Origin of the sequence: uncultured Aquabacterium sp. (assembly GCF_913773725.1) — a bacterium.
Taxonomy (GTDB): domain Bacteria; phylum Pseudomonadota; class Gammaproteobacteria; order Burkholderiales; family Burkholderiaceae_C; genus Aquabacterium.
Genome location: NZ_CAJYGK010000034.1, coordinates 1 through 25,487 on the forward strand (window position 1 = coordinate 1; position 25,487 = coordinate 25,487).

25 protein-coding genes are annotated in these 25,487 nt (G+C 68.1%); 7 read left to right on the forward strand and 18 right to left on the reverse strand.

Annotation, left to right across the window (positions count from 1 at the left end; translation table 11 throughout):
• The 5 genes from QZ709_RS03365 to QZ709_RS03385 form a co-directional block, all read right to left on the reverse strand.
• A partial coding sequence (locus QZ709_RS03365; protein WP_294635928.1) for a branched-chain amino acid ABC transporter permease occupies positions 1-982 on the reverse strand: 982 nt, incomplete at its 3' end.
• 1 nt (position 983) lies between these two features.
• Entirely contained in the window at positions 984-1,847 is an 864-nt protein-coding gene (locus tag QZ709_RS03370) for a branched-chain amino acid ABC transporter permease (RefSeq protein ID WP_294635929.1), read from the reverse strand.
• 254 nt (positions 1,848-2,101) lie between these two features.
• On the reverse strand, positions 2,102-3,100 hold the full coding sequence (locus QZ709_RS03375; RefSeq protein ID WP_294635930.1) for a hypothetical protein: 999 nt from the start codon (positions 3,098-3,100) through the stop codon (positions 2,102-2,104).
• Complete coding sequence (locus QZ709_RS03380; RefSeq protein ID WP_294635931.1) at positions 3,097-3,960, reverse strand: hypothetical protein; 864 nt, start codon at positions 3,958-3,960, stop codon at positions 3,097-3,099. The genes QZ709_RS03375 and QZ709_RS03380 overlap by 4 nt, the downstream gene beginning before the upstream one ends.
• 203 nt (positions 3,961-4,163) lie before the next feature.
• A complete protein-coding gene (locus QZ709_RS03385) occupies positions 4,164-4,946 on the reverse strand; it encodes a 5'-methylthioadenosine/adenosylhomocysteine nucleosidase (RefSeq protein ID WP_294636080.1) in 783 nt (260 codons plus the stop codon).
• Positions 4,947-5,333: 387 nt separating this feature from the next.
• Between QZ709_RS03385 and QZ709_RS03390 the strand changes: the two genes are divergently transcribed.
• Genes QZ709_RS03390 through purT form a run of 3 tightly spaced genes read left to right on the forward strand, consistent with a single transcriptional unit; the run spans position 5,334 to position 8,861 of the window.
• Positions 5,334-6,281 (forward strand): helix-turn-helix domain-containing protein, encoded by a 948-nt coding sequence (locus QZ709_RS03390; RefSeq protein WP_294635932.1) that lies wholly within the window; start codon positions 5,334-5,336, stop codon positions 6,279-6,281.
• Entirely contained in the window at positions 6,274-7,611 is a 1,338-nt protein-coding gene (locus tag QZ709_RS03395) for a HAMP domain-containing sensor histidine kinase (RefSeq protein ID WP_294635933.1), read from the forward strand. Before QZ709_RS03390 ends, QZ709_RS03395 begins: the two co-directional genes overlap by 8 nt.
• Positions 7,608-8,861: a formate-dependent phosphoribosylglycinamide formyltransferase gene (gene purT, locus QZ709_RS03400; protein WP_294635934.1), complete on the forward strand. Its 1,254-nt coding sequence runs from the start codon at positions 7,608-7,610 to the stop codon at positions 8,859-8,861. Before QZ709_RS03395 ends, purT begins: the two co-directional genes overlap by 4 nt.
• A 21-nt stretch (positions 8,862-8,882) precedes the next feature.
• On the opposite strand, the gene QZ709_RS03405 is transcribed toward purT, so the two are convergent.
• Complete coding sequence (locus QZ709_RS03405; RefSeq protein ID WP_294635935.1) at positions 8,883-9,656, reverse strand: Crp/Fnr family transcriptional regulator; 774 nt, start codon at positions 9,654-9,656, stop codon at positions 8,883-8,885.
• 165 nt (positions 9,657-9,821) lie between these two features.
• Between QZ709_RS03405 and QZ709_RS03410 the strand changes: the two genes are divergently transcribed.
• On the forward strand, positions 9,822-10,139 hold the full coding sequence (locus QZ709_RS03410) for a HigA family addiction module antitoxin (RefSeq protein WP_294635936.1): 318 nt from the start codon (positions 9,822-9,824) through the stop codon (positions 10,137-10,139).
• A 49-nt stretch (positions 10,140-10,188) separates the two neighbouring features.
• On the opposite strand, the gene QZ709_RS03415 is transcribed toward QZ709_RS03410, so the two are convergent.
• The 5 genes from QZ709_RS03415 to QZ709_RS03435 all read right to left on the reverse strand — a co-directional run bounded on the left by QZ709_RS03415 (position 10,189) and on the right by QZ709_RS03435 (position 14,488).
• Complete coding sequence (locus tag QZ709_RS03415; RefSeq protein WP_294635937.1) at positions 10,189-11,685, reverse strand: AMP nucleosidase; 1,497 nt, start codon at positions 11,683-11,685, stop codon at positions 10,189-10,191.
• A 201-nt stretch (positions 11,686-11,886) separates the two neighbouring features.
• Entirely contained in the window at positions 11,887-12,330 is a 444-nt protein-coding gene (locus tag QZ709_RS03420) for a biopolymer transporter ExbD (protein WP_294635938.1), read from the reverse strand.
• Between the two features lie 21 nt (positions 12,331-12,351).
• Positions 12,352-13,005 (reverse strand): MotA/TolQ/ExbB proton channel family protein, encoded by a 654-nt coding sequence (locus tag QZ709_RS03425; RefSeq protein ID WP_294635939.1) that lies wholly within the window; start codon positions 13,003-13,005, stop codon positions 12,352-12,354.
• A 34-nt stretch (positions 13,006-13,039) separates the two neighbouring features.
• The gene (dapB, locus tag QZ709_RS03430) at positions 13,040-13,855 is read right to left on the reverse strand and encodes a 4-hydroxy-tetrahydrodipicolinate reductase (RefSeq protein WP_294635940.1); all 816 of its coding nucleotides are present in this window, start codon (positions 13,853-13,855) and stop codon (positions 13,040-13,042) included.
• 90 nt (positions 13,856-13,945) lie between these two features.
• Positions 13,946-14,488 (reverse strand): outer membrane protein assembly factor BamE, encoded by a 543-nt coding sequence (locus QZ709_RS03435; RefSeq protein ID WP_294635941.1) that lies wholly within the window; start codon positions 14,486-14,488, stop codon positions 13,946-13,948.
• A gap of 124 nt (positions 14,489-14,612) precedes the next feature.
• Here QZ709_RS03435 and fur point away from each other — a divergent pair, with 124 nt between their 5' ends.
• Positions 14,613-15,050, forward strand: a complete 438-nt coding sequence (gene fur / locus QZ709_RS03440; RefSeq protein WP_294635942.1) for a ferric iron uptake transcriptional regulator — start codon at positions 14,613-14,615, stop codon at positions 15,048-15,050.
• 24 nt (positions 15,051-15,074) lie between these two features.
• On the opposite strand, the gene hprK is transcribed toward fur, so the two are convergent.
• The 3 genes from hprK to raiA form a co-directional block, all read right to left on the reverse strand.
• Positions 15,075-16,025 (reverse strand): HPr(Ser) kinase/phosphatase, encoded by a 951-nt coding sequence (hprK, locus tag QZ709_RS03445; protein WP_294636081.1) that lies wholly within the window; start codon positions 16,023-16,025, stop codon positions 15,075-15,077.
• Between the two features lie 74 nt (positions 16,026-16,099).
• Positions 16,100-16,570, reverse strand: a complete 471-nt coding sequence (gene ptsN, locus QZ709_RS03450; RefSeq protein WP_294635943.1) for a PTS IIA-like nitrogen regulatory protein PtsN — start codon at positions 16,568-16,570, stop codon at positions 16,100-16,102.
• Between the two features lie 262 nt (positions 16,571-16,832).
• The gene (gene raiA, locus QZ709_RS03455; protein WP_294635944.1) at positions 16,833-17,180 is read right to left on the reverse strand and encodes a ribosome-associated translation inhibitor RaiA; all 348 of its coding nucleotides are present in this window, start codon (positions 17,178-17,180) and stop codon (positions 16,833-16,835) included.
• A 251-nt stretch (positions 17,181-17,431) separates the two neighbouring features.
• Between raiA and QZ709_RS03460 the strand changes: the two genes are divergently transcribed.
• Positions 17,432-19,234 carry an O-antigen ligase family protein gene (locus QZ709_RS03460; protein WP_294635945.1) on the forward strand — a complete coding sequence of 601 codons (1,803 nt, stop codon included), beginning with the start codon at positions 17,432-17,434 and terminating at the stop codon, positions 19,232-19,234.
• On the opposite strand, the gene moaC is transcribed toward QZ709_RS03460, so the two are convergent.
• Positions 19,207-19,707 carry a cyclic pyranopterin monophosphate synthase MoaC gene (gene moaC / locus QZ709_RS03465; RefSeq protein ID WP_294635946.1) on the reverse strand — a complete coding sequence of 167 codons (501 nt, stop codon included), beginning with the start codon at positions 19,705-19,707 and terminating at the stop codon, positions 19,207-19,209. The genes QZ709_RS03460 and moaC overlap by 28 nt on opposite strands.
• A 118-nt stretch (positions 19,708-19,825) precedes the next feature.
• Between moaC and QZ709_RS03470 the strand changes: the two genes are divergently transcribed.
• Positions 19,826-21,466: a M48 family metalloprotease gene (locus QZ709_RS03470; RefSeq protein WP_294635947.1), complete on the forward strand. Its 1,641-nt coding sequence runs from the start codon at positions 19,826-19,828 to the stop codon at positions 21,464-21,466.
• Positions 21,467-21,517: 51 nt separating this feature from the next.
• On the opposite strand, the gene QZ709_RS03475 is transcribed toward QZ709_RS03470, so the two are convergent.
• From QZ709_RS03475 to QZ709_RS03485, 3 genes are all read right to left on the reverse strand, one after another.
• Positions 21,518-23,605 (reverse strand): TonB-dependent siderophore receptor, encoded by a 2,088-nt coding sequence (locus QZ709_RS03475; protein ID WP_294635948.1) that lies wholly within the window; start codon positions 23,603-23,605, stop codon positions 21,518-21,520.
• A gap of 132 nt (positions 23,606-23,737) precedes the next feature.
• A complete protein-coding gene (locus tag QZ709_RS03480; RefSeq protein ID WP_294635949.1) occupies positions 23,738-23,893 on the reverse strand; it encodes a hypothetical protein in 156 nt (51 codons plus the stop codon).
• 108 nt (positions 23,894-24,001) lie between these two features.
• A complete protein-coding gene (locus QZ709_RS03485; protein ID WP_294635950.1) occupies positions 24,002-25,285 on the reverse strand; it encodes a DUF2325 domain-containing protein in 1,284 nt (427 codons plus the stop codon).
• Positions 25,286-25,487 lie beyond the last annotated feature (202 nt).

A 25,487-nucleotide genomic window follows, 5' to 3' on the forward strand; every position in this document is an offset into this window, starting at 1 on the left:
ACACAGGGGGGGCCGGCGGCACAGCCTGTGCACGTTTCGCCGCCTCACGGCGCGCCTGGCGATGCAGCCAGGTGCCCACGATGCCATGCGGCAGGAAGATGAGCAGCACGATGAGCAGCGGGCCGAAGACGACCATGCGGTAGTCCTGCAGGAACTGCAGCGACTGGGTCAGCCACGGCACCAGCACCGAGCCCAGGATCGGCCCGAACAGCGTGCCGATGCCGCCCACCAGCATGAACATCACCAGCTCGAAGGTGTGGTGGGTGGCCGCCAGTTCCGGACCGAGAAAGCGCACGTGCCCGGCATACAGGCCGCCCGCCAACCCGGCGTAGATCACCGACAGCACGAAGGCCAGCCGCTTGGTCCGCATCAGCGGGATGCCCAGCGCCTCGGCCAGGGCCTCGCCGTTGCGCACCGCCATGAAGCTGCGCCCCAGAATCGAACGAACGATGCGCTGCATCACCACGGCCCCCAGCACCAGAAAGCCCAGCATCAGGTAGTACTGGCCGATGGGCGTGTCGACCTCGCCACCGAAAGGATGCGCCGGCGCGGGAATGCCCATCACACCGACCGCACCGTGGGTCACGGCCTCCCACTTCTCGATCAGCAGGTAGATGATGTAGCCCACGCACAGCGTGAAGATCGAGAACACATGGCCCGTCATGCGCAGCGACAGCATGCCGATCAACCAGCCCAGCACCCCGCACACGGCGCCCGCAGCGGCAAACGCCCACCAGAAGCCCCATTGGTAATCGGTGGTGAGCAGGCCGACCGCATAGGCGCCGATCGCCATGAACCCGCCGTGCGCCAGATTGAACTGGCCCGTGTAGCCGGTGATGAGGTTGAGCCCGAGTGCCGCGATCGCGAAGATGTACGACAGCGTCATCACCGACAGGAAGTAGTTGTTGGGCACCACGTAGGGGAACACGAGGGCCAGCGCGATGAGCAGGCCCCAGCCCGCCTTGCCTTGCAGCAGCGTCATGTCAGTGCGCACCTTTCGAGAACAGACCTTGGGGGCGGACCGACAGGATCAGCACCAGCAGCACGAAGGCAATCAGGTCCTTGTAGTCGGTCGAGAAGTAGAAGCCGCCGAAGGCCTCGGCCAGGCCAATGATCAGACCGCCCACGATGGCACCGGGAAAGCTGCCCATGCCGCCGAGGATGATGATCACGAAGGCCTTGGTGATGACCAGATGCCCCATGGCCGGGTAGACCAGGTTGATCGGCGCATACAGCACCGCGGCCACCGCCGCCAGCGCGCCGGAAATGGCAAACACCATCAGCGTGACCCGCGTGGCGTCGATGCCGACGAGCGCGGCGCCATCGCGGTTCTGCGCCATCGCGACGATGGTGGCGCCCGTGGTGGTGCGCGTGAGGAACAGGTGCAGCAGCACGACCAGCAAGACCGCCCCGGCCAGGATCAGCAGACGCTGCAACGCCACCGTGAGCCCGAACACCTCCACCAACTGCCCATAAGGGCTGCTCATGCGGTGGAAGTCGGCGCCCCACAGTGCCTGTGCGCCGGCCTCGAGAAACAGCAGGATGCCGATGGCGGCAATCATGTCGTGCAGAGGGGGCGCATTGCGCAGCGGGTTGAACACCAGCCGCTCTGCCAGCATCGACAGCACGGCCACGGCCACCGCCGAGCCGGCCATGGCCAGCCAGTAGTTCAGGCCCAGCGACCCCATCAGGTAGAAGGCCACGTAGGCCCCGGCCATGTAGAACGCGCCGTGGGCGAAGTTCGGCACATGCAGGATTCCGTAGACCAGCGTCAGGCCCAGTGCGACCAGGCTGTAGACGCCGCCGATCGTCAGGCCATTGAGCAGTTGCTGAAAGAACAGCTCCAAGATGCGCTCCTTGGTTCGCGTTGCGGCAAAGGTGAACACCGTGCCGATATGCGGTCCAGTTTGTTCCCCAAACCGCACAGAGTCAACGAAAACACAGAACGCATTTCTGCATAGCAGAACAAAATAGGGAAAACGCTTGCAGGGATTTCCAGCGGGCACCGGCCCGTGACGCGAAGGGGCACCAAAGAAAAGCGGCCCGTCCGGAAGGAGCGGGCCGCAAATGGCTCATCACATGAGCCAGAAGAGGAACGGGATCAGCGCAGGCTCAGCGTCAGCTGCACCATGGTCTGGTTGAGCAGCTGATACGCCACTTCACCGAAGGTCATGGGTCCGATGGCCTCGCCGGTTCGGCGGCCTTCCAGCTCGCCATACAGGTAGTTGAGGATGCAGTTGCACGAGAACTGGGCCTCGGGCAGATCGGCCCCTGCCTGCGCGAAGGCCTCGTCATAGCGCCCCGCAAAGGGCTGGGCCAGCCGATAGTCCACGCCGCTGAACACCGGCCCGTAAAAAGCCACACGACCGCGCTGGGGATCGACCCAGCGGAAGCTCACATTGACGGCAGCCCCGTTGCAATCGGCCACCAGGGGCAGCCGGGTGTCGTGCCCGCGCTCGTGCAGGTAGCTCGCCAATGGCGTCCGCACGCCGTCGATCAGGCAGTCCGCCACGTCGAAGCCGTCCTGATCGAAGCGGATCGTCGGTCCCGCGCCCTGCTGGAACAGGTTGACGATGCGCACATCGGCCACCAGGCTGTCCGGCAAGGGCACATGCAGCACCACCGCCTGGTCTTCGTACAGGCGGCCCGTGGTCCCGTCGACCACCTTGGCACGCCGCTGCCCCATGTCGTCCAGGTGCACGCCAGCGACCCAACCGACCACCGGCTTCAGGTACATGTCCTCGTAAGCCGGAGCATGCTGCGCATAGGCGCTGTGCACGGCCGAGAACGCCGGGAGGATCAAGAGCGAAAAGCCATTGTCCGGCGCTTCCACGCAGATCCGGGACAGGCTGTCCACATCGTGAAGGGCCACGTGCGGCTCGTGCCCGGCAAACTGGTCGAGCACGGTCACGAACAACTCGGTTCGGCTGGTCTGGCCGCCTTCCTGCCCCATGAAGTAAGGAATGGTGCCCCCGATCCAGCGCCCCCGTGGCAGGCGACTCAGGGCCATCTCGTCGCCTGCGATGGTGAGCCACGCGCCGCTTTCGATCAGGGTCACGGCCATGTCGTGATCGACCAGGGCCTGTCGCCACGCGCTCATGCTGCACCTCCCTCACGCAGGGTCTGCAGTTGCTGCAACTCGTGTCCCAGCACGCGCTCGTGGCGCTGCACATAGCGGTGCAGTTCACGCAGCTTGACCTGCAACACCTCATCGCCCGGTTGCTGGCTGAGCTGCTGGCGCAGTCGGGCCAGCAGCAGCTGAAAGCCCAGGGTGCGGATGTCGATGGGCAACTCGCCACCAATCAGCCGGACCCACACCGGATCGTCCCAGGCCGGCAGGCCCCGGTTCACCACGATGGCCTCGTCCGCCGGCACGCGCGTCACCGGCAACCCCACCGGGGACGCCCCCGGCAACGGCGTGTCCGCCCCCGTCGCCGGGAAAGGTGGCGTCCGGCCGCGCACGCGCCGCGCGGTGGCGTACTCGTAGGGCATCTGGCCGTTGTCCAGCGCATAACGGAACTTCCAGACCTCGGCGAAGGGCAGGCGCATCAGCTCGCAGACCACCGCCATGTCCAGCCCTTCGGCCAGCAGCGCGTAGACCTTGCGACCCAACGCGTGCGTGAAGGGCATCTGGTCGGCACCGAGCCAGTCGAGGCTGCGCTCGTCGTCGTACAACCGGTCCAGTGTGTGGATGAAACAGGCATAGCCCATGCAATCCAGATGGCGCCACACCTGCCCCTCCTTCAGGGCCGGTCGCGGCACCATGACCACCCGCCGCAAGCCGAACCATGCCCGTCGGGCTTCCACTGGGGGCTCGGGTTCCTGTGTGACCCACAGGTGCACGCTGCGCGCGGTGCTGTCCACCGCATGCTGACTGACGCGCCATGGCAGGCGCACGCCGGCGACCAGGCCCAGAGAGGCGGCCAGGTCATCGGCCTCGGGGCCGGACTTCTGTTTCACTTCTTGTCTCCGATGTTTTGTCGCTTTGCCTCGGGCCACGGGCACGCTGACACAGCGCCACCCGCCAGGCTGAGGGTTATCGCGGAGACCGGGCGATGCAGACGTCCCGGAGTGAACCAGGTCTGCATCGGAATGGGACACCCGCCACGTCCGGCGCGCCGCGGGTCAAGCAGGGGGCAAAGCCCGTGCCAAAGTGGGGCGTGTCAGAGCGCCGGCACGAGGTGGGCCAGCATGGCGCCCGCATACGGGCTGGCGACGGTCTGCAGGAAACGGGGGAAGTCGATGTGGGCCGCGTCGTCCGCCCGATCGGACACCGTGCGGATCACGAGGCAGGGCACGGTCAGGTCGCGGCACACCTGGGCCACCGCGGCCCCCTCCATTTCGACCGCCAGGGCATCGGGCAACGCGGTACGCAGCGTCGCACTGGCCTGATCGGTGCACACGAACTGGTCGCCACTGACAATCAGCCCGGTGTGCAGCCGGGGCCAGGTCAGGCCCAGCGCCGTCAGATCCTCGGCCCGCAACGGGTGCGGCTGCGCCATGGACAGGACTTCGGGGGCCAGCGCGGCGGCCAGCGTCTCACGCGCCAGCGTCACCCGGGCCGGATCGGCCGGCAGCCGACTGAGCCCCGTGCCCGGCAACTCGAACCGCGGAAACAGCGGCGACGCGTCCATGTCGTGCTGCAGCAGGGCATCGGCCAGCACCACATCCCCCACCCGCACGCCCTCGCCCAGACCGCCCGCCACACCGACGAACACGATCTGGCTCACACCGAAATGACCGGCGAGCAGCGTGGTGGTGGTGGCCGCGGCGACCTTGCCGATGCCCGACAGCACGGCCACGACCGCGCGGCCATGCAGGTGCCCCACCCAGAACGTGCGCCCGCCCAGCTGCACCTGCGCTTCGTCCGGCATGATCTCCAGCACGGCAGCCAGCTCCTCCGGCAGGGCCGCCATCAACCCGATGGGGCCAACCTCGCCCTGCATGCCAGCCGGCAGGAAACGATCCGGGCGCGGGACGGCATGGGGGACAGAAGGGTCGACAGGCATGGTGCGGTGGCAGGGGGAAAGGCCACATCATCGCCCAGAAAAAAACCACCCCGCAGGGTGGTTTGTGCAAAGCCTTGCGGCGCCAACCGTTCACGGAGCAGGCCCCGGCCGGTTGTCAACACCCGAAGGCGTTGCGTGTTTCAAGATTCTCCCCGAGCGGCGCCTCGTTGTGTCTTTTCATGTCAGCGCACCGGCCGCATTGTATGTGCCATATCTGACCAAACGCGCATATCTGACGCAATGTTACGATTTGGGGAGCCCCCTCCCCCAAGAGGGCGAAGCGCCGGGATAATCACCTCACGCCCCTGAACCTGCCCTTTGACCATGGCGCCCTACTTCGACAGCGACGACGCCCCCCTGGACGACGCGCCGCACGCGGAAACCGCTGCGGCGCTGGCGGCGCTGTTGGGCCGGCATGGCATCCCTGCACGGCACCAAGCCGCCCAAGTCGCGCAAATATGCGCGATCTCGGTCAGCCAGGCTCGCCGCAAGCTGAAAGGCGCTGTCTGGCTTTTCGATGAAGTGAGGGCGGTGTGCCAGCACGTCGGGGCCCGCCTGGACGACTTGTTTCCGTCGGCCGTGGCCCGCGGCGCGGCCGATCACGCGCCCCTGGCCCCTAACCCGGCGCCGGTCGGCAAGCCTGCCCCCCACCCGGCGCGGCTGCACATCGACGGGCGAGTCCTGCCCTGCCAGGTGCAACTCGGCCCTGTGCTGCCCACCGCTGTGCCGCCGCCCCTGGAGGCCGTGCATGCGGAGGGCCAGTGGCACGTGGGCACGGAAGCCACCCTGGCCGCCCTCGCGCCCGGGCTGCCGCGCTATGCGGTCGACCACCTGACGGTGGTGCCCTGCCGCGAACCGGAGCGCCCCCGTGTGGCTGTGGTCGACGACGACCCCGACGCCGCCGACGCCCTGAGCGACTGGCTGTGTGAAGCAGGGTGGCGTGCCCAGGCATACACCCGCACCACCGAGTTGATGGCCCCGGGCGCTTTGCAGCACGATGCCTATGTGATCGATCTCATCCTGGCCGGGGGCCAGACCTCGCAGGCGCTGGTGGAGCGCATCCGCGCCGATCGCCCCCAGGTGCCCATCGTGCTGCTGACCGGCCAACTGCGCGAGGGCCCGGCCCCGGAGGCCACCCTGGCCACGCTGCTGCGTACACAGGACGTGGTCTTCTTCGAAAAGCCGGTGCGCCCCACCGTGCTCATGGCCGCCATCCAGCGCCACCTCGACCGGCTGCGACACGGCGGCGACGCGACCGCTCGTCATGCCTGAGGTCGACACCCGGACACTGGCCGCGCGCCGCCTGGCCCCGTTGGCCCTGATGCTGGCCGTGGGCAGCATGCTGCTCTTGCTGCAGGATGGGGCGGCAGGGCTCAACACCCCCTGGGAGTCGCGCTTCGGACCCATCCTGTCCACGTTGTACGGGCTGGCGTCGATCCTGCTGTGGTGGCGCCCGCACCGGATCGATGTGATCGTGGGCGGCACACTCGGCTGCACCGGCTTCTATTTCCTGGGCTGCCTGTACGAGGGCGCGCGGCTCGACAGCGCGCAGGGACTTTACGCCGTCGGCGCCAACGCGCAGTTCATGCCGCTTCTGTATGTGGCGGCGTTCATCGCCTTGCGCCGCAGTGCCCTGTGGGTCAGTGCCGCCATGTATGCCGCGCTGCTGGGTCTGTACGGCTGGCTTTACCGCGACGTCGTGCAGGCCGGCGGCACATACCAGCAGCTCAGCGGGCACGTGTGGACCGTGCTGCTGCTGGTGAACCCGGTCTGCATCCTCGCCCTTCAGTACATCACGGCGCTGCGAGGGCGGCTGCAGCGCGCCGAGCGCGAGGCCCATGAAGGCAAGGAGCGCTTCCTGGCCATGCTGTCACACGAAATCCGGTCGCCCCTGCAGTCCATGCTCGGCTCCATCGATCTGCTGGCCATGCGCCTGCACGACGACGCCGGCCAACGTGCGGTCGACCGCCTGCGTCGCGCGGCGACACAACTCGAAGCCCACTTGCGTGACATCACCGAGTACACCCGACTGGAAAGCCCTGACTGGCAACTGCACGAAGAGGACACCGACGTCGCGCAACTGGTGCAGGACGTGTGCGACCAGATGGCGCCCCTGGCCGAACACAAGCGCCTGGCGCTGTATTGCCGGCTCCCCGACGCCACGACAGAGGCGCCCCCCCTGGGCATGCAGAGACTGGACCCCGTTCGGGTCCGCCAGATCCTGCTCAACCTGCTGAGCAACGCCATCAAGTACACGCCCGACGGCGAAATCACGGTCCGGGCCACGCTGCATCCCGCCTTGCCCCGCCCCGCCCTGCTGCAGCTGGAAGTGGAAGACACCGGCATCGGCATCGACCCGTCCCAGCGGCACCGGATTTTCGAGCCCCATGTACGCCTGGAAGACCCGCGCAGCGACCGCGTCGGCGGCTCGGGCCTGGGCCTGGCCGTGGTGCAACGGCTGGTGGAGCGTCTGGGCGGCCACATCGACGTGGACAGCCAGCCCGCACAGGGCACCCGCTTCACCGTGACGCTGCCGCTGTCGCCCCCCGCTGCTTCGCAGCGACAATTCCCCCTCTCATCACCAGCCCCCCATCGGCCATGAACCTGCCTGTCCAGACCCTGACCCTTGGCACCCCCCTGTCACCGTCGGCCGTGCGCGTCATGCTGCTGGGCTCGGGTGAGCTCGGCAAGGAGGTGCTGATCGCCCTGCAGCGCCTGGGCGTCGAAACCATCGCTGTCGACCGCTACGACCACGCACCGGGCCAGCAGGTGGCCCACCACCGCCGGACCATCACCATGAGCGACCCGGACCAGCTGCGCGCCCTGATTGAAGCGGAGCAACCCGACCTCGTCGTGCCGGAAATCGAGGCCATCGCCACCCCGGTACTGGAAGAGCTCGAAGCGGCAGGCGTGGTGCGCGTGATTCCCACCGCCCGCGCGGCCCGCCTCACGATGGACCGGGAGGGCATCCGCCGCCTGGCCGCCGAAACCCTCGGCCTGCCCACCAGCCCCTATCGTTTCTGCGACTCGCTGGCAGCGCTGCAGGCCGCCATCGACGGCCGGGATGGCGAGCCCCCCATCGGCTACCCCTGCATCGTGAAGCCGGTGATGAGCTCGTCCGGCAAGGGCCAGAGCAAGATCGATGGCCCGGCCGACGTGCAGGCCGCGTGGGACCACGCCATGGCCGGCGGCCGCGTCAGCCATGGCCGGGTCATCGTCGAAGGCTTCATCGATTTCGACTACGAAATCACGCAACTCACCGTGCGCGCCGCAGGCCGCGGAGCCCAGCTCGGCGAGGCCCTGACCCACTTCTGCGAGCCCATCGGCCACAAGCAGGTCAGCGGCGATTACGTCGAGAGCTGGCAGCCGCAGCCGATGTCGCCCGTGGCGCTGCAACGCGCCCGCGAGATCGCCAAGGCCGTGACCGACAACCTTGGCGGCCAGGGCCTGTTCGGGGTCGAGCTCTTCGTCAAGGGTGACATGGTGTGGTTCAGCGAGGTCAGCCCCCGCCCGCACGACACCGGCCTCGTCACGCTGAGCACGCAGGTGCAAAGCGAGTTCGAGCTTCACGCGCGCGCCATCCTCGGCCTGCCCGTGGACACCAGCCTGCGTCAGGCGGGTGCGTCGGCCGTGATCTACGGCGGCGTGGACGCGCAGGACGTGGTGTTCGACGGGGTGGCTCAGGCATTGAGCGAGCCGGGCACCGATCTGCGTCTGTTCGGCAAGCCGGAGAGCTTCGTCAAGCGGCGCCTGGGCGTGGCGCTGGCCACCGACGCCGACATCGAAGCGGCCCGCGCCAAGGCGCTGCGGGCTGCAGCGTGCGTGCGCCCACGCGTGCCGGACGCGGGCTGAACGGCCCTCGCCTGCTGGCGCTCAGCCCGCCGGCTCGGCCGGTGGGGCCGCGGGCAGGGGCCGCGGATGCAGGCCCGGGTCGATCTGCCCGGCACGCTGCACCAGCCCAGGCAGATCCAGGATTTCGATCTCGGCGTAATGCAGGGCCACCACCTGCTCCCGCTCCAGCGCACGCAACGCCTTGTTGACCGTCTGGCGTGACACCCCCAGCATGCTGGCCAGGTACTCCTGAGGCAGACGCAGGCGGCGACGCGGCTCGGTCTGCGTCGACTGGCCGAACCCGGTCGAGAAGAACAGGAGCCGGCGCGCCAGCACCTGGTGCAGCGGCAGGGTCGCATTGTCTTCCATGGCCGTGAGCATCAGCCGCACCTTGCCGCACGCGAGCCGGGCAATGTCGCGCCAGCAGGCCGGGTGTTCATCCAGCCAGGCCTCGATCAGCGGCCGGGGCACCATCAGCACCATGCTGTCCATGTCGGCGATGGCATGCAGGCTGCGCGGCTGCCGGTCGATCAGGGCGATCTCGCCAAACCAGTGATAGGGCTCGACATACAGCGTGAGGCGCATGGTGCCGTCGCGCGGGTGGGTGGAGCCGACCTTCAAGGCCCCGGCCAGCACACAGCACAAGCCATCGTTCGGGTCGCCGCGCTTGAACAGCGGATCGCCGGCCCTCAGCGTCACCACCCGCGCCCGCTCCACGAGCGCCTCCTGCAACGCCTCCGGGCAACTGGCAAACCACACGTGGGTTCGCAGCGCAGGCAACAAGGTGGTCGGGTGCGGCGTGGAACGGGGGCTCATGGACATCCGATGACGAAAATCGCCAAACGGCTAACGTTGGGGACAATCTCACGACAATCCCCCGTAATGGTTAGATGCAACGCATCTAATTGTCGAGCGATTGACAATCTGATTGGGGTAAACCACATACGATGAATGAAGTATCCCCTAAATCCCATCACGACCATGACTCCCTCCCAAGCTGTGCACCCAGGCGCCATCCTCCGCTCCAAGTTCATGGCCCCGCACGGGCTGTCGGCCAGTGGTCTGGCCATCCGTCTGCACGTGCCGGCGCCGCGCGTGAACGACATCGTTCGGGAGCGTCGTGGCATCAGCCCGGACTCTGCGCTGCGCCTGGCCCGCTTCTTCGGGACCACGCCGCAGTACTGGATGGACCTGCAGACGGCCTATGACCTGCGTGTGGCCGAGCAGGCCGCCGGCGATCAGATCCGCCGCGAGGTCGCCCCGGTGCAGGACGCACGGGTGCTGGCCGACGCCGCCTGAACCTAACCTTTTCAGGTTAACCGCCCACCCTCCCCGGGTGGGCGAGGCCTCACTGGAAGGCCACCTCGGCGAAGCTCCGCAGCTTGCGGCTGTGCAGCTGCCCGGCCCGGTCGCCGCGCAGGCGCTCGATGGCGCGCAAGCCGATGCGCAGATGCTGGTCGACGCGCTCGCGGTAAAACTGGTTGGCCATGCCCGGCAGCTTCAGTTCACCGTGCAGCGGCTTGTCGCTCACGCACAGCAAGGTGCCGTAGGGCACCCGGAACCGGAAGCCATTGGCCGCGATGGTCGCGCTCTCCATGTCCAGCGCCACGGCGCGGCTCTGACTGAAACGCCGCTCGGGCTCGCGCTGCGGCAACAGCTCCCAGTTGCGGTTGTCGGTCGAGGCCACCGTGCCCGTGCGCATGATGCGCTTGAGCTCGTAGCCGTGCAGCTGCGTCACGTCCGCCACAGCGCCTTCCAGCGCCAGCTGGATCTCGGCCAGCGGCGGAATGGGCACCCACAACGGCAGGTCCTCGTCGAGCACGTGGTCCTCGCGCACATAGCCATGGGCCAGCACGTAATCGCCCAGCTGCTGTGAATTGCGCAGGCCCGCGCAGTGGCCCAGCATGATCCATGCGTGCGGGCGCAACACCGCAATGTGGTCGGTGATGGTCTTGGCATTGGCCGGCCCCACCCCGATGTTGACCATGGTGACGCCGCTGCGGTCCTTGCGGATCAGGTGGTAGGCGGGCATCTGCGGCAGGCGCGGTGGCACCGCCCCCAGCGCATCCCCCGGCTCGATCGCCTGCCCCACCCGGCGCGTCACCACGTTGCCGGGCTCGACGAAGGCGATGCAATCGTCGTCGTCCCGCGGGTTGGCGGGATCGGGGGCACGCCGCATCAGCTCATGCCCCATGCGCACGAATTCGTCGATGTAGAACTGGTAGTTCGTGAACAGCACGAAGTTCTGGAAGTGCGACGGCGAGGTGCCGGTGTAGTGGCGCAGCCGATGCAGCGAGTAGTCGACGCGCGGCGCCGTGAACAGCGACAGCGGCCGCGCCCCTCCGCGCGTTTCATAGGTGCCATTGGCAATGCCGTCATCCATCGACGCCAGATCGGGCAGGTCGAACAGGTCCCGCAGCAGCAGGCGGCGTTCGGGGCTCAGGCTGCCTTCAAGGTGCTGGTGCTCGTCCAGGCTGAAGTGCACCGGGATCGCGTCGCCGCCCAACCCCACCTCGATGGGCACGCCATGGTTGTCCAGCAACAGCTGGAACTGCTCGCGGTAGTAGTTGGCGAACAGATCAGGGCGGGTCACCGTGGTTTCGTACGTGCCCGGTCCGGCCACGAAGCCGTAAGACAGGCGCGAGTCGGCGCGGGCGACGGTGTCGGTGTGCACGCGCACGAAGGGGTACTTGGCGCGGATGTGGTGCCGGATCGTGTCGCCGGCCACGAAGCGCTGCAGCGAATCACGCAGGTACTGGATCTGCGAGTCGTAGAGCTGGGTGACGTGGCGCAGGGCGGCGTCGGCGTTGTCGAAGCGCTGGGTGGGGAACTTGGGGGCGGCCATGAGGGAAACCGGATGAGGTCCACTGTCGCGATGCGTCCCATTGTGCGCGTGCAATCCCCACCCCATGTGTGACCAGGGCCGCGCCGCGTGGGCGGTGTCGCCCTGCGTCGACAGGCGCCCCCCACAAGGGCGGAAAGGCTTGATCGCCGCCGCCGGCCGCGTGACACTGGTCGATGTGCCCGGGCGTGGCCCTGAACCCGCTCAGGGTGCGGCGGGGGTGTCGCCTGCGGTGTCTGCTGCCTCGGTCACGAACGCGATGCGGCTCAACCCCGCCTGCTGCAGCAGGCCGATGAGCTCGGCCACCTGCCCATACGGCACAACCTTGTCTGCGCGCAACTGCACCTCGGTGTCCGGCTTCTGCTCGGCCTGGGCCCGGGCCTGCTGGCGCAGGGCCTCTTTGGACACCACCGCGTCATCCAGGTGCAGCAGCCCATCGGCTGTCAGGGCCACCGTGAAGGTCAGGGGCGCTGGCTCGGCGCTGGGCGCAGGGGCCTTCGGCAGGTCGAGCTTGAGCCGGGAGGTCATCAGCGGCGCGGTCAGCATGAAAATGATGAGCAGCACCAGCATCACGTCGATCAACGGCGTCATGTTGATGTCGCTCATGGGCTGGCTGCCCTGAGGACGCTCGAGTCGACCGAATGCCATGGGGCCGGGCTCCGTGCGCGGTCAGTCCGCGTCGCCGGCCAGCAAGGCCTCGCGCAGGTCGTGCGCAAAGCCCTCGAGGTCGGCCTCGCAGGCCGACACATACTTGCCGAACAGGTTGTAGGCCAGCACGGCCGGAATGGCCACCGCCAGGCCCGCTGCGGTCATGATGAGGGCCTCGCCCACGGGGCCAGCCACCTTGTCGATGCTCACCGAGCCTTCGCTGCTGATGCCCATCATCGCGTGGTAGATGCCCCAGACGGTGCCGAACAGCCCCACGAATGGCGCCACCGCGCCGACCGAGGCCAGCAGCACCTGCCCGGCCTGCAGGCGTGCCAGCACGGCGTGCAGGGCATCGCGCAGGCGCCGGGTCAGCTGCGCGCTGCGGTCGGCGCGCCCCTCGAGGGAGGCACCATCCACGGGTTCGCTGACCGAGTCGACCAGCGTCAGCAGGAGCGCTTCACGGTCCACCGTGCGCAAGGCGGTACGGGCCTGCTGCAGGTCGGACGCCTTCCAGAACACCCGGGCGCCTGCGGCCAGGTCCCGGCGCGCGCGGCTGAGCAGCCAGCCCTTCCAGAAGATCACGACCCAGGCACTGATCGACATCAGCAACAGCATGAGGGCCACAGCCTTGCCGACCGCATCGCCCTGTTCCCAGAAGTGGGTCCAGCCGTTCATGTGCCCTGCCCCTGTTGGATCGCCCGGTTCACGGTCACTTCAGACCGAGCACGTCGTCCATGCCGAACAGGCCATGCGGCTGCTGGGCCAGGAAGCGCACGGCCCGGAGGCTGCCCTGAGCATAGGTGGCGCGGCTGGAGGACTTGTGGGTGATCTCGATGCGCTCACCGATGCCGGCAAACAGCACGGTGTGGTCGCCCACAACGTCGCCCCCGCGAATGGTGGCAAAGCCGATGGTGCTCGGGTCGCGCTCGCCGGTGACGCCTTCGCGACCGTACACGGCACATTCCTTCAGGTCTCGGCCCACGGCCTCGGCCACCACTTCGCCCATCTTCAGGGCGGTGCCGCTGGGGGCATCGACCTTGTGACGGTGATGGGCCTCGATGATCTCGATGTCGTAACCTTCCTTCAGCGCCTTGGCCGCCTGGGCCAGCAGCTTGAAGACGACATTGACGCCCACGGCCATGTTGGGGGCCATCACGATGGCGATGTCTCGGGCGGCATCCTCGATCTCGGCCTTCTGCTCGTCGGTGAAGCCGGTGGTGCCGATGACCATCTTGACGCCCAGCTCACGGCACACGCGCAGGTGGGCCATCGTTCCCTCGGGGCGGGTGAAGTCGATCAGGAAGCCGGCGTCCTTCAGGCCCTGATGCAGGTCGGCGGTGATGGCCACACCGCTGGTCTGTCCGAGGAAGGCGGTGGCATCGGCGCCCACGGCCGGGCTGGCCGCGATGTCGAGCGCGCCCGCCAGGCGGGCGTCCGGGGCGGCCTGGACGGCCTCGACCAGCATGCGGCCCATGCGGCCAGAGGCTCCGGCGATGGCGATCGGGTGAGTGGCGGTGGTGCTCATGCGGATAAGGAGTCGGTCAGAGGGCACACCCGGCCGGGCTGCCACGGTCAACGGAAAGAAGGTTCGCGGGAACGGGCGCAGCCCGCCGCGTCAGGGACGACCGCCTTCCAGCGGCGGGTAGTCACGCACAGCGCCCTGGGGCTGTTTGCGCGGTGCGGTCTCGGTCTTGGGCGGCGCGGGCAGCGCATCGACCTGCTGCGGCGTCAGGTTGGGGGCCGCCGTGCGGGTCACCGGCTTGTCGATCGACGCCACGAAATCCCGCTCGGACGGCAAGGGCTCGGTCTCGAAGTGGTCCACCACATCGTTCTTGAAGAACACCGTCACGGCACGACGCTGGTCCGGCACGCCCTGGCGGCGGATGGTGAACACGTAATCCCAGCGGTCCGCGTGGAACGGGTCCATCAGCAGTGGCGTACCCAGGATCTCGCGAACCTGCATGCGCCCCAGCCCGGGCTGAACCTGCGCGATGATCTCCTGGGTCACCACATTGCCCTGCACGATGTCGATGCGATAGGGCTCGAGCAGGCCGAACAGGGTCTCGGGCTTGCTGAGGGAGACCGTGCTCGAGCAGGCCGAAAGCAGCGCCAGCGGCACCAGGGCCAGCAGGGCGCGACGGGGAAGAGGCAGCGTCATGGGTGCGGTCGTCACAGTCAGGGTGGCTCGACAAGGCCTCACGCCGGCACGGGTGGGAGGCAAGTCGATATCATTGGGATTCTAGCGGGGGCGGAGACCGCCTGCCTGCGACCTGGAGACCACCATGAACCACGCCGAAGAACTCAAAAGCAACGGGCTGAAGGCCACGCTGCCCCGCATCAAGATCCTGGAGGTGTTCCAGCAGACTGCCCACCGTCACATGACGGCCGAAGACGTGTACAAGGTGCTGCTGTCCGAAGGTTCGGACATCGGCCTGGCCACCGTCTACCGGGTGCTGATGCAGTTCGAGCAGGCCGGTATCCTGTCGCGCAATCACTTCGAGGCCGGCAAGGCCGTGTTCGAACTGAACGAAGGCAAGCATCACGACCATCTGGTGTGCGTGAACTGCGGGCGGGTGGAAGAGTTCTTTGACCCCGAGATCGAACGACGCCAGCAGGAAATCGCAGCGGAACGGGGCTACAAGCTCCACGATCACGCGCTGTCGCTGTACATCGAGTGCAACCGTCCGGACTGCACAGGCAAGGGCAGCGGCCCGCGTTGAGGCCGCGGCTCTCGACGGGGCGGCTCAGAAGCTGCCGCCGCGCTCCATCGCGCGCTGGTGACGCTCGATGAATTCCTTGTAGGTGTCGATGCCACGCAGCTGCAGCACGGTGTTGCGCACCGCGGCCTCGACCAGCACCGCCAGGTTGCGGCCGGCGTCCACCGCGATCACCGCCTTGCGGATGGCCACGCCCATCACCTCTTCATAGAGGGGCTCATAAGGCAGGCGCTCGAACTCGCGCTCCATGGTTTCCTTGCGGACCAGGTGCACGATGAGCTTGAGCCGCATCTTGCGGCGCACGGCCGTCTCACCAAAGATGGCCTTGATGTCGAGCAGGCCGATGCCGCGCACTTCCAGCAGGTTCTGCAACAGCTCGGGACAGCGCCCCTCGACGGCCGTGCGCGAGACGCGGTAGAGGTCGACCGCGTCGTCGGCCACCAGCCCGTGACCCCGCGAAATCAGTTCGAGCCCCAGTTCGCTCTTGCCCAGACCGGACTCGCCGGTGAGCAGGACGCCCAGGCCCAGGATGTCCATGAAAACGCCGTGACGCGTGATGCGTTCGGCAAAGTGCTGCGTCAGGTAGTTGCGCAGCACGTCGATCACGTGACCGGCCGGCTCGCGGGTGACGAACAGCGGAATGCCGGCACGGCCGCACATCGCGACCAGCTTGTCAGAGGGCGTTTCGCCATCGGCCACGACGACCACCGGCGGCTCCAGGGTCACGATGCGCTGGATGCGCCGCTCCTGGTCTTCCGGAGTGGAGTTCGTGAAATAGGCCGTTTCGCGGCGCCCCACGATCTGCACCCGATAGGGGTGGATGTAATTGAGGTAGCCCACCAGATCCGCAGCGGACTGCGCGGCGTGGACAGCCTCTTCGTCGAAGCGGCGCTCAGGGTGCGCGTGGCCCGCGATCCATTCCCAGCGCAGGGAGGTGCGGTTGGCCTCGAACAGGGTTTCCGCACTGATGACGGCAATGTCTTTGACGCTCACAGGATCGCAAATGCCTTCAGTTCTGTGTCACGCCATGATGCCCGATGAATGCGCAGCGGTCAGGCCACGGACTTCAGGGGCTGCCAACGCTCGATCAGGCCATGAACCTCGGCGGCACTGGTCTCGGTCTTGAGGCGCTCGCGCAGTTCTCGGTCGGAGAGCAGCTCGGCGATCTCGGAGAGGATCTCGAGGTGGCGCTGCGTGGCAGCCTCGGGCACGAGCAGGAAGATCAGCAGGTTGACGGGTTCGTCGTCCGGCGCATCGAAGGGAATGGGCTGGCTCAGGCGGATGACGGCGGCCAGCGGGTTCTTCAAACCCTTGATGCGGCCGTGCGGGATGGCCACGCCATGGCCCAGGCCCGTCGAACCCAGGCGCTCGCGCGCGAACAGGTTGTCCGTGACCGTGGCCCGCGCGATCGCGTTCTGGTTCTCGAACAGCAGTCCGGCTTGTTCGAAGACGCGCTTCTTGCTGCTGGCGTCGACGTCCACCAGCACCTGGCCGGGGGTAAGGATGGCTGCGAGACGGTTCATCTTGATGCTGGCGGGGGGCGACGACCGGGGGGCCTTGGCTCCGCTTCCGGGGACGGATGAGGGGCGGATTATAGGGAATCGACAGACCGACACGGTACCGTCAAATTCCATCGATGTGCGGGATTCTGCATCTGCTGCTGCACTGCAGCAAGCAAAAAATCACACAAGCAGAGCCTCGCGCGAGCCGCGCCCATGAAAAACGGCCCCGAAGGGCCGTCGTTGCTCGACCGGCGTGCCAGGGTCAGGCACGCCATGCCGGCGCTCACTGTGCGTTGTCCCAGACGCCGTCGCGCTTGGGCGAGGCGTGATGGTGATCCTGCACCTTGTCCTTGTGGCGGCAGACCTGGCGGTCCAGCTTGTCCATCAATTGATCAATGGCGGCGTACAGATCCTCGTGCGCGGTTTCAACAAAGATGTCCTTGCCCTTCACGTGCAGGTTGACTTCAGCCTTCTGGCGGCGATCCTTTTCCTTTTGCTTTTCAACACTGAGCAGGACGGTCACGTCCACGACCTGGTCGAAATGACGGGTCACTCGGTCCAGCTTGGTCAGAACGTACTCACGCAGGGCGGGAGTCACTTCAAGATGGTGGCCACTGATCGTCAAATTCATACTGCCTCCTTTCGAGAGCAGAAAGGTTGAGAACATCCGGTCGTCGGCTTTTGCTCCAACCGGAAGACCAGTGTGCGCGCGTCGGCGGCGTGTGACAAGGGCATGACATCAGTGTTTGTATGGGGTGCGCGACGCCCCGTGTGGAAAGGCCGCAAACCCTTGCGACAGCGCAAGAACCGGGGGTTTCCCTGGCTGACGTGGCCCGGTGCACAGTGGCAGAAGGCCGTCCACGAGGCCTGACAATAGCGGCCATGACCTCGGATGCCCTTGATCATCGGCCTTGGCCTGTGGCCGGCCCAGCCACCCGCTGGTGGCCCCTTGCCCTGCTGGCCATCGTGGCGCCGACGCTGCTGGCGGCCCACGACCCTCCTTCGGTGACGTTCTACAACCAGGCCTTGGCGGTACTGGGCTGGGGCCTGTTCCTGGCCATGCTGTCTTCCACCCCTCTGCCAGCGGGCATTCGCCCCGGCCGGGCGACGTGGGCACTGGCCGGGGTGCTGGCGCTCCAGGCGGCGCTGGCGGCATGGTCCAGCGCGGGCGGCCTGCTGCCAGCGGGGCTGGGGATGATGGGCGCAGGGCTGTGCCTGGCAGCCCTGTTGGCGGTGCTGGGAGGCTGGCGGGCCGGCCGCGGCCCGGCGCAGCACGGGGTGGCCGACGTGTTCTTCGGCGCGCTCGCGGTGGCGGGCGTGATTGGCATGGTGCTGGCCGTGATCCAGGTGTTCCACCCTGCCTGGGCGGACGGGCGCCTGATCGCCACGCCGTCCGTGGCCGGCCGCGCCGTGGGCAACCTGCGCCAGCCCAACCATTTCAGCACCCTGCTGGTGTGGTGCTGCTGCGCCGTGATCTGGCTGGGCCAGCGCCGCCGCCTGCCCGAAAGCGCGAGCGCCGCGCTGGTGGCCCTCTTCATAGGGGGGGTGGTGTGGACGGCCTCGCGCACCGGCATGGTTGGCATGGCTTTCCTGTGCCTGTGGGGCCTGCTGGATCGCAGCCTGCCGCGCAAGCTGCGCGCGGTCCTCACGGCCGCACCGGTGCTGTATGCAGGATGGTGGGGTGTGATGTGGCTGTGGTCGCACGCCGATGGCAGCATCGCCTTTGCCGCTGAGGCGCGGCTGCACGACGGCAGCGACATCTCGAGTTCGCGCTTTGCGATCTGGGCCAACGTGCTGTCGCTGATCCGGCAGCACCCATGGACCGGCGTGGGCTACGGCGAATTCAACGTCGCCTGGACGTTGTCAGTCTTCCCTGACCGACCGGTGGCCTTTTTCGACCACACCCACAACCTGCTGCTGCAATGGGCGGTCGAGTTCGGCGTGCCGGTGGCGATGGCCCTGACCGGGCTGTGCCTGTGGGCCTTCGCAGGGCTGATCGGGCGCCGCCAGCGCAGCGCCCCCCCCCCTGCGATCAGCCCGGCCCCCGCAGCGGCCGTCATCGTGGCCCTTGCGGGGCTGCACAGCCTGCTCGAGTACCCGCTGTGGTACAGCTACTTCCTGTTGCCGGCTGCGTTTGCCTGGGGCCTGGGGCTGGGTGCCCGTGAATGCGCCGAGCCCGCCCGGGAAGCGCCCCCCCGGTTGAGCGACACGGGGCGCTGGGTTCGCGCCATGGCAGCGGGCGGTGTGCTGACGGCCCTGGGCGCCGTGTGGTGCGCGCTGGATTACCAGGCTGCGGCCAACATCTATGCGCCACGGGCCGGCGCGGGGCCGCTGGCGGAGCGCATCGCGTTCGGGCAGCGCATGCCCTGGTTCGGCTACCAGGCCGACTACGCTGCCGTGACTGCGCCCGATGCCGACGATCCGAGCCTGCCGCCAGAGGCCTTCCGGCGCGCCCTGCACAACCTGATCGACGCCCGCCTGATGATCGCGTACGCGCGCTCGCTGGCCGAGCACGGCCGGGTCGACGAGGCCCGCTACGTGGTGGCGCGGCTCAAGGAGTTCCGCAACAGCATGGCCAAGCCCTTCCTGGCGCCCTGCGATACCGAACCCGAGGACGACGACGAAGAGCCCTTCCAGTGCCAGCCGCCGTCGCGCCCTTACGCCTGGTCTGACGTGCTGCCCTGATCGCGGCGCCAGGGCCCACTCTTGCCGCCCTGCTTCTCCATCAGGCCGACGTCGGTGATGAGCATGCCCTTGTCGGCGGCCTTGCACATGTCGTAGATGGTGAGCAACCCCACCTGCACTGCAGTGAGGGCTTCCATCTCGACGCCAGTGGGACCGACGGTCTGCGCAGTCACCTCGCAGCGCACGGCCGGAGGCGACGCCTCGAATTCGAAATGGACTGCCACCCGGGACAGCGACAGCGGATGGCACAGCGGAATGAGGTCCGCCGTGCGCTTGGCACCCTGGATGGCGGCGATCCGGGCCACGCCCAGCACATCGCCCTTGCCGGCACGCCCCTCGCGGATCAGGGCCAGCGTGTCGGGCGCCATGCAGATCCGCCCCGCTGCGACCGCCACCCGCGCCGTGGGCAGCTTCGCGGAAACGTCCACCATGTGGGCCTGACCCTCGGAATCGAAATGCGTGAGAACGGACATGTCTGGCAGGTAAAGAAGCACAAAAGTGACCCCACGGCCCTCCCCTGATGAGGTGCGCGCGCGGCGGGCGTCATGGCTTCGCAGCATACTGCGCAGTCCACCTGATTCGATGGTGACCATGTTGATGCCTCTGCCGCGCCCGACGCCCGCCCCCCGCCGCCAAGCCGCTGCCCGACCGGCCATCCGGTGGGTGGCCCTGGCCACCCTGCTGACCGCCAGCATCTGGGGCGGCCCACGGGCCCATGGGCAGGCGCTCGAGGGCAATCCGCTGCCCTCGCTGGGCGACTCGGTCTCGCAGGAACTGTCGCCCACCGCCGAGCGGCGCCTGGGAGACCGGATCATGCGCAGCCTCAAGCGCGATCCGGACGTGATCGACGACCCGCTGATTCAGGCCTACATCGAGCAGCAGTGGCGAGGGCTGCTCGTGGCGGCGCGCCTGCGCGGTGAGATTGGCCCGGACCTGGATGCGGCACACGCCTGGTCGTCCTTCCTGGTGCGCGACCGGTCCGTGAACGCCTTTGCCCTGCCCGGCGGCTACATCGGCATCCACCTGGGCCTGATCGCCATGACGAACACGGCCGACGAGCTGGCCTCGGTGCTGGCGCACGAGCTGTCCCATGTGACGCAGCGACACATCGCCCGGATGATCGGGCAGCAGTCACGCACCTCGTGGGTGAGCATCGCCACGATGATTGCCGGCATCCTGGCGGCGAGCCGCAACGCGCAGGCGGCCCAGGCCCTGATCTATGGGGGGCAGGCCGTGTCCACCCAGACGCAGCTCAACTTTTCCCGAGACATGGAGCGCGAAGCCGACCGGGTCGGCTTCGGCGTCCTGGCGCAGGCGGGGTACGACACCGCCGGCATGGCGTCGATGTTCGAGATGCTGCAGCAGGCTTCGCGGCTGAACGACGATGGCCGCTACCCCTACCTGCGCACCCACCCACTGACCAGCGAGCGCATCGGCGATGCCCGGGCGCGGCTTGGGCTGGGCGGCGACCACGCGATCCCGCCGGCCAGCCGGCCTGACGGGGAGCGGGCAGCCCTGCACGCCATGATGGCAGCGCGGTCCCGGGTGTTGATGGACACGCGGACGGTGGCCCTGCAGGCCCTGATGCAGCAGGAGCCGGCCAGCCAGGCCACGGCCCTGCAGCGCGTGGCCCGGCACTACACGGTGATGCTGGCCGCGCAGCGGGGCGGGGCCCCCACGCAGGCCGCGGCCTCGCTGGTGCGTGCACGCGATGCGGCCCGCGAACTGCCCTTTGCTCAGCAGGCGGTTGTCGCGCGCGTGCTGGATCTTGGCGAGGCAGAGAACCACCTGCTGAACCGGCAACCCGCAGCCGCGTCGGCCGCCCTGCAGCGGGCCCTGGCCAGCGGTGCCTCGCTGGACGGGCGCCCCGAATTGCTGCTGGCCACGCAGGTCACACTGGCCAGCCCGGACAGCCCCGCACGACGCGAACAGGCCGTGCGGCTGGCCGAGCGGCTGCAGGCGCAGGTCAGCCGACAACCGGACGATGCCACCAGCTGGACGCTGCTGGCGAGCCTCTGGAGCGAGCTTGATCAGCCCTTGCGCGCGGTGCGAGCCGAGGCCGAGGCCGTCGCCGCACTGGGGGATCTGCCGGGCGCGATCGAACGCATCCAGGGCGCCCGCGCCCGCTTCCGTCAGCCGGATGCAGCCGGGGTGATCGAACTGAGTGTGATGGACGCGCGCATGAAAGCGTGGATGCGTCAGCAGCGCGACGACCTGCAGGACGCCAACTGACGAGACAAGGCCGACCACGACACAGCCCCGCCGCAGCAGGGCACCACTGGCTCAGTGCGACCAGTTCACGGTCAGCTGCGCATGGCGGGGCGCGCCGTAGTACGCCTGCTCCCAGTACAGGCTGTTGATGTACTTCTGGTTCGTCACGTTGCGAACCTGTGCCGCCACCGTCCAGTGGCGATCGATGCGGTAGCTCACGCCCAGATCCAGCAACGCATGGCTGTCCTGCCGGACACGGGCGCCTCCGACGGCACGGGACGTCGCCGACTGCCAGCGCCATCCCGCGGTCGCTCGCAGTCGGTCGGTCAGGTCGTGGCGCAGGCTGAGGGTGGCCCGCTCGCGCGGCAGAAAGGTACGGGCATCGTGGCCGGCATCGTCGTGGATTTGCAGGCGCGTCAGGCTGGCCGCCACTTCCAGCCCCTGCACCAGCCGCCCGGTGGCTTCCAGCTCGACGCCGCGGCTGCGGGTGTCCTGCGGTGAGTAGACGTTGCGGCCGTCCTGCCAGGTCGCGTCCCCCGCCAGCCCATCCTGCCGGGTATGAAACACAGCGGCCTGCAGGCTCAGCGTCCGATCCAGCACGTCGGCTTTCAGGCCGACCTCCGCGTTGCTGCCGCGCACGGGCGCGAGAGGCTGGCCGGACACCCCGGCCTCGGTCTGCGGCTTGAAGATCCGGGCATAGCTGGCGTATGCCGAGAGCGCAGACCGAACCTGCCACACCGCACCCACGTACGGCGTGAAGCGGGTGGCGTCGTAGGCATGGGCGACACCATAGTTGGCCCCGCTGGAGCGCATGTTCACCCACTGAGCGCCAGACAACAATTTGACAGCATCGCCCAGGCTGAACCGGGCTGCACCGTACACACCCCGGCGCTCGGCATCGAAGTCCGAGCCATCGTAGGCGGCATTCAAGGCCGGCTTGGCAAAGCGCCCGTCCCAGTCAACCAGGCTGGCGCCCAAGTCGGTGTAACGCAAGCCACCGTAGCTCGCATACCCCGAGCGCTCCGCGGCTTTTTCCTTGGCCCAGTTCGCGCCGACCACCAGATCGTGACGACGACCGCCCAGGCGGAAAGGGCCGGATGCCTGCACATTCAGCAGGTTCTGCGTGTAGCGGCCATCAAACGCCGACGGGTAGCCGAACAAGCCCGTGCGGTCGTCACGCTGCGGGGTGCCGAATACATAGAACAGTTCTGAATCGGAGGTGTTGCGGCGGTGGGTCAAGACCGTGCGCACCTGCCAACCCTGGCCCAGGTCATGCGAAAGCTCGGCACTCAGGCGACGCTCTCGGTTGTCCCACCAGGCCCAGTCGGTGGCGGTGCTCGTGGACACGTCGTAGTCTGTCTGGGTGCCGTCCGTATAGGCCATGGGCAGCGCGCCCCACATCGGGCTTCGGGCGTGGCTTTGTCGCTCCAGCCAGCTCAGCGACAGGGTCATGTCACGGGTGAGATCCACATCCAGCGCGCCGTACAGCGTGGAGAGGCGTTTGCCATGGCGATCGAGGTGGCTGTCGCCGTCCTGTGCGGCCCCCACCAGCCGCCCCCGCACGCCGCCATCGGCGTTCAGCGCGCCCGAAACATCCCCGGTCAGCCGCCGGGTCTGCCACGAGCCGATGCTGGCCGAGCCGGATGCCTGGAACGCGGTGGTGGGCCGCTTGCGCACGAAGTTGAGGGTCGCCGAAGGCTGTCCGGTGCCGGTCAGCAGGCCGTTCGCGCCCCGCAGGACCTCGATGCGGTCATAGATCAACGTATCGACATCGCCCCACTGGGCTCCATTGGTGAACGGCAGGCCGACGCCATCCAGCTGGAAGTGGTCGATGTCGAAGCCGCGTGCCGTGTAGTAGGTGCGGTCGGTCTCGACGCGCTCGACCGTCACGCCCGGTGCGTACATCAGCGCGTCGTTCACGGTGTTCAGGCCAAGGTCGTCGAGCTGGGCCCGCGTGAGGGTGCTGATGGCCTGCGGCGTTTCCTGCGCCGTGAGGGCCAGTCCGGTGGCCGCGCGCGAGCGCCCGCCGCGGTAGCTGTCGCGGTGCTCCGTGGGGGTGTCCTCCCTGCGGGCAGACACCGACACCCCCTCTACGGACGCCGCCGTGTCGGCCGGAGCGGCCACGGCAAGAGACCAGGATGAAGGTTGAACGGCGGCCATGCAGGCCACGAGAGAGAGAAGACGGGGGGTCGCGGCGGCGCGACGAGGCGGAATGCGAGACATGGCGGCGGAAGCAGCGTCCGACCTCGAGAAGGCCGGACCAGGTAGACACCCCGGCGCGGCCCCTGCGCTTCATGATGTCGCGTAGACCGGCACGGTCAACCACACCGCCAGCACGACCGCGGCGAACGGCAACCAGAAGCGCAAGGCTTCGAGCCAGGCAGCCGGCCGTGCTGTGCGCACGGGCAACCGGCCAGGCAGAACGCGGCGGTCAGATCGACGGAACATGAACGACTCCAGGGCCCGACATCGGGCAGGACGCGTTGACCGGCTGGCGACGGCTGGCTGGCACCACCGCATGAATATAAATGAGAATTGTTATCATATACAAGCCCGTCAAGCGGATGGGGCCTTGTCGATCACGCTGGCCTGCTCCAAGGCGCGGGCCAGCGCCGACCGACTGGGCGTGTCGATGAACAGACACGGTTTGCCGGTGCGCTTGCAGTGCGCCTTGACGCGCCAGTACGCGCCGTGGCTGACACAACCGGTCTGACAGATCACCAGGTCGGCCGCCGCCAGCGTGGCGTCCAGCCGCTGGGGGTTGTCCTCGTCACCACCGTCGTGGTGCAGGAACCGGCCGCCCGTCTGCTCGACCAGATTCCGGTAGGCCGGCACACTGGCCGGTCGCCCGCCCACACACAGCACGGCGCGCTTAGACAAAGCACCGTGCGGCAGCCAGTGCACCGGTGCGTCCAGTAGCGGGTCCGAGTGAATCGGCTCGGCCACCCGGGTCCGGTCGCTCATGCGTTGAGCCTGCTCGGTCAGGCGGTGCACTTCGCGTTGCAGGACCTGCAGACGCTCGGCCTGCGCCTGACGTTCGCGCAACAGCGCCTCGCGGGCGGGCAGATCAGGATGGGCCTGCGCCAGATGGTCACGCTCATCACGCAGCTGGGCCAGGGCCGTGTCCCGGCCGATGAGCTCGGCGCGCAGCTGCAGCACCGTCTGCTCCAGCGCGTCGATGCGGCGCGCCTGCTGCGCGGCCTGATCCTGCAGACGCAACTGCACGGCCTGGTGTGCCTGTTGCAGTTCCGCATGGTCTGCGAGCAAGGCCTCGAACCGCGTCTGCTCCACCCGTGTCGCCGCGCCCACCTGATGCTGCACCATGTGGACGTGGCCCAGCACCTTGGCGGCCAGGTCCGGCGTGCACCGCGGGTGCGTGAGTGTGGCCCACAACGCCTCGGCCAGACGGGGCCCGCCCGCCGCCGCCCGCCACCACTGCTGCAGCGCCAGCTCGTCCTTGCAACGCGCCGCCTGGCGCACTGCCAGCTGATGCCGGCGATCCAGATCCTTCTGCACCGCCTCGGCCAGCGGCCCGCGCTGACGGCACGCCGACACCACCGTGCAGTGCAGCTCGTATTCGTCCGCCCACGGGGTGCCCCTCAACAGCCGACTGGCCAGATGATGCAGCGTGGGAATCGGCAGGCACACCCCCACGACCGGGCAATGCGCGGTCGCGTCCAACTCCCAGATGCGCCGCCGGCGCGACCCCCGAGCGCCATCGGCCGGCGGTGACGGGACCGGTGTGAGCGGTGCCGCATGGACAAGCCGGACCGAGCCGGCCTCAGGCTGCATGGGGCGCGACGCGGGAAAATCGAACAAGCGGCGGGACGTATCGCACATCGGAATCTCCTTGCTTCGCGCCACACTTTAATGCGAACGATTCTCATTATCAATGTTTGGGGGCACCAAAAACCCGCTCACTTGAAGGGACATGCCGGCCGGCGCTAGACTGCGGGCTGTCCGGAAGGGGAGTAGCGCGCGGCATGAAGTCGCGGTGTCATCCCGTCAACACGGTGGGCCGCCCGGCTCACCCGGGTTCACC

What these genes read in the sequence shown, in the direction of transcription:
- QZ709_RS03375 (WP_294635930.1), bottom strand. Translation starts at nt 3,100, where the DNA reads ATGAGCGCGTGGCGACAGGCCCTGGTCGATCACGACATGGCCGTGACC.
- QZ709_RS03415 (WP_294635937.1), bottom strand. Translation starts at nt 11,685, where the DNA reads ATGGCCGCCCCCAAGTTCCCCACCCAGCGCTTCGACAACGCCGACGCC.
- purT (WP_294635934.1), top strand. Translation starts at nt 7,608, where the DNA reads ATGAACCTGCCTGTCCAGACCCTGACCCTTGGCACCCCCCTGTCACCG.
- QZ709_RS03435 (WP_294635941.1), bottom strand. Translation starts at nt 14,488, where the DNA reads ATGACGCTGCCTCTTCCCCGTCGCGCCCTGCTGGCCCTGGTGCCGCTG.
- QZ709_RS03475 (WP_294635948.1), bottom strand. Translation starts at nt 23,605, where the DNA reads ATGGCCGCCGTTCAACCTTCATCCTGGTCTCTTGCCGTGGCCGCTCCG.
- QZ709_RS03420 (WP_294635938.1), bottom strand. Translation starts at nt 12,330, where the DNA reads ATGGCATTCGGTCGACTCGAGCGTCCTCAGGGCAGCCAGCCCATGAGC.
- raiA (WP_294635944.1), bottom strand. Translation starts at nt 17,180, where the DNA reads ATGAATTTGACGATCAGTGGCCACCATCTTGAAGTGACTCCCGCCCTG.
- fur (WP_294635942.1), top strand. Translation starts at nt 14,613, where the DNA reads ATGAACCACGCCGAAGAACTCAAAAGCAACGGGCTGAAGGCCACGCTG.
- QZ709_RS03425 (WP_294635939.1), bottom strand. Translation starts at nt 13,005, where the DNA reads ATGAACGGCTGGACCCACTTCTGGGAACAGGGCGATGCGGTCGGCAAG.
- QZ709_RS03395 (WP_294635933.1), top strand. Translation starts at nt 6,274, where the DNA reads ATGCCTGAGGTCGACACCCGGACACTGGCCGCGCGCCGCCTGGCCCCG.
- moaC (WP_294635946.1), bottom strand. Translation starts at nt 19,707, where the DNA reads ATGTCCGTTCTCACGCATTTCGATTCCGAGGGTCAGGCCCACATGGTG.
- QZ709_RS03410 (WP_294635936.1), top strand. Translation starts at nt 9,822, where the DNA reads ATGACTCCCTCCCAAGCTGTGCACCCAGGCGCCATCCTCCGCTCCAAG.
- QZ709_RS03485 (WP_294635950.1), bottom strand. Translation starts at nt 25,285, where the DNA reads ATGTGCGATACGTCCCGCCGCTTGTTCGATTTTCCCGCGTCGCGCCCC.
- QZ709_RS03470 (WP_294635947.1), top strand. Translation starts at nt 19,826, where the DNA reads ATGTTGATGCCTCTGCCGCGCCCGACGCCCGCCCCCCGCCGCCAAGCC.
- ptsN (WP_294635943.1), bottom strand. Translation starts at nt 16,570, where the DNA reads ATGAACCGTCTCGCAGCCATCCTTACCCCCGGCCAGGTGCTGGTGGAC.
- QZ709_RS03480 (WP_294635949.1), bottom strand. Translation starts at nt 23,893, where the DNA reads ATGTTCCGTCGATCTGACCGCCGCGTTCTGCCTGGCCGGTTGCCCGTG.
- QZ709_RS03390 (WP_294635932.1), top strand. Translation starts at nt 5,334, where the DNA reads ATGGCGCCCTACTTCGACAGCGACGACGCCCCCCTGGACGACGCGCCG.
- QZ709_RS03385 (WP_294636080.1), bottom strand. Translation starts at nt 4,946, where the DNA reads ATGCAGGGCGAGGTTGGCCCCATCGGGTTGATGGCGGCCCTGCCGGAG.
- QZ709_RS03405 (WP_294635935.1), bottom strand. Translation starts at nt 9,656, where the DNA reads ATGAGCCCCCGTTCCACGCCGCACCCGACCACCTTGTTGCCTGCGCTG.
- QZ709_RS03460 (WP_294635945.1), top strand. Translation starts at nt 17,432, where the DNA reads ATGACCTCGGATGCCCTTGATCATCGGCCTTGGCCTGTGGCCGGCCCA.
- dapB (WP_294635940.1), bottom strand. Translation starts at nt 13,855, where the DNA reads ATGAGCACCACCGCCACTCACCCGATCGCCATCGCCGGAGCCTCTGGC.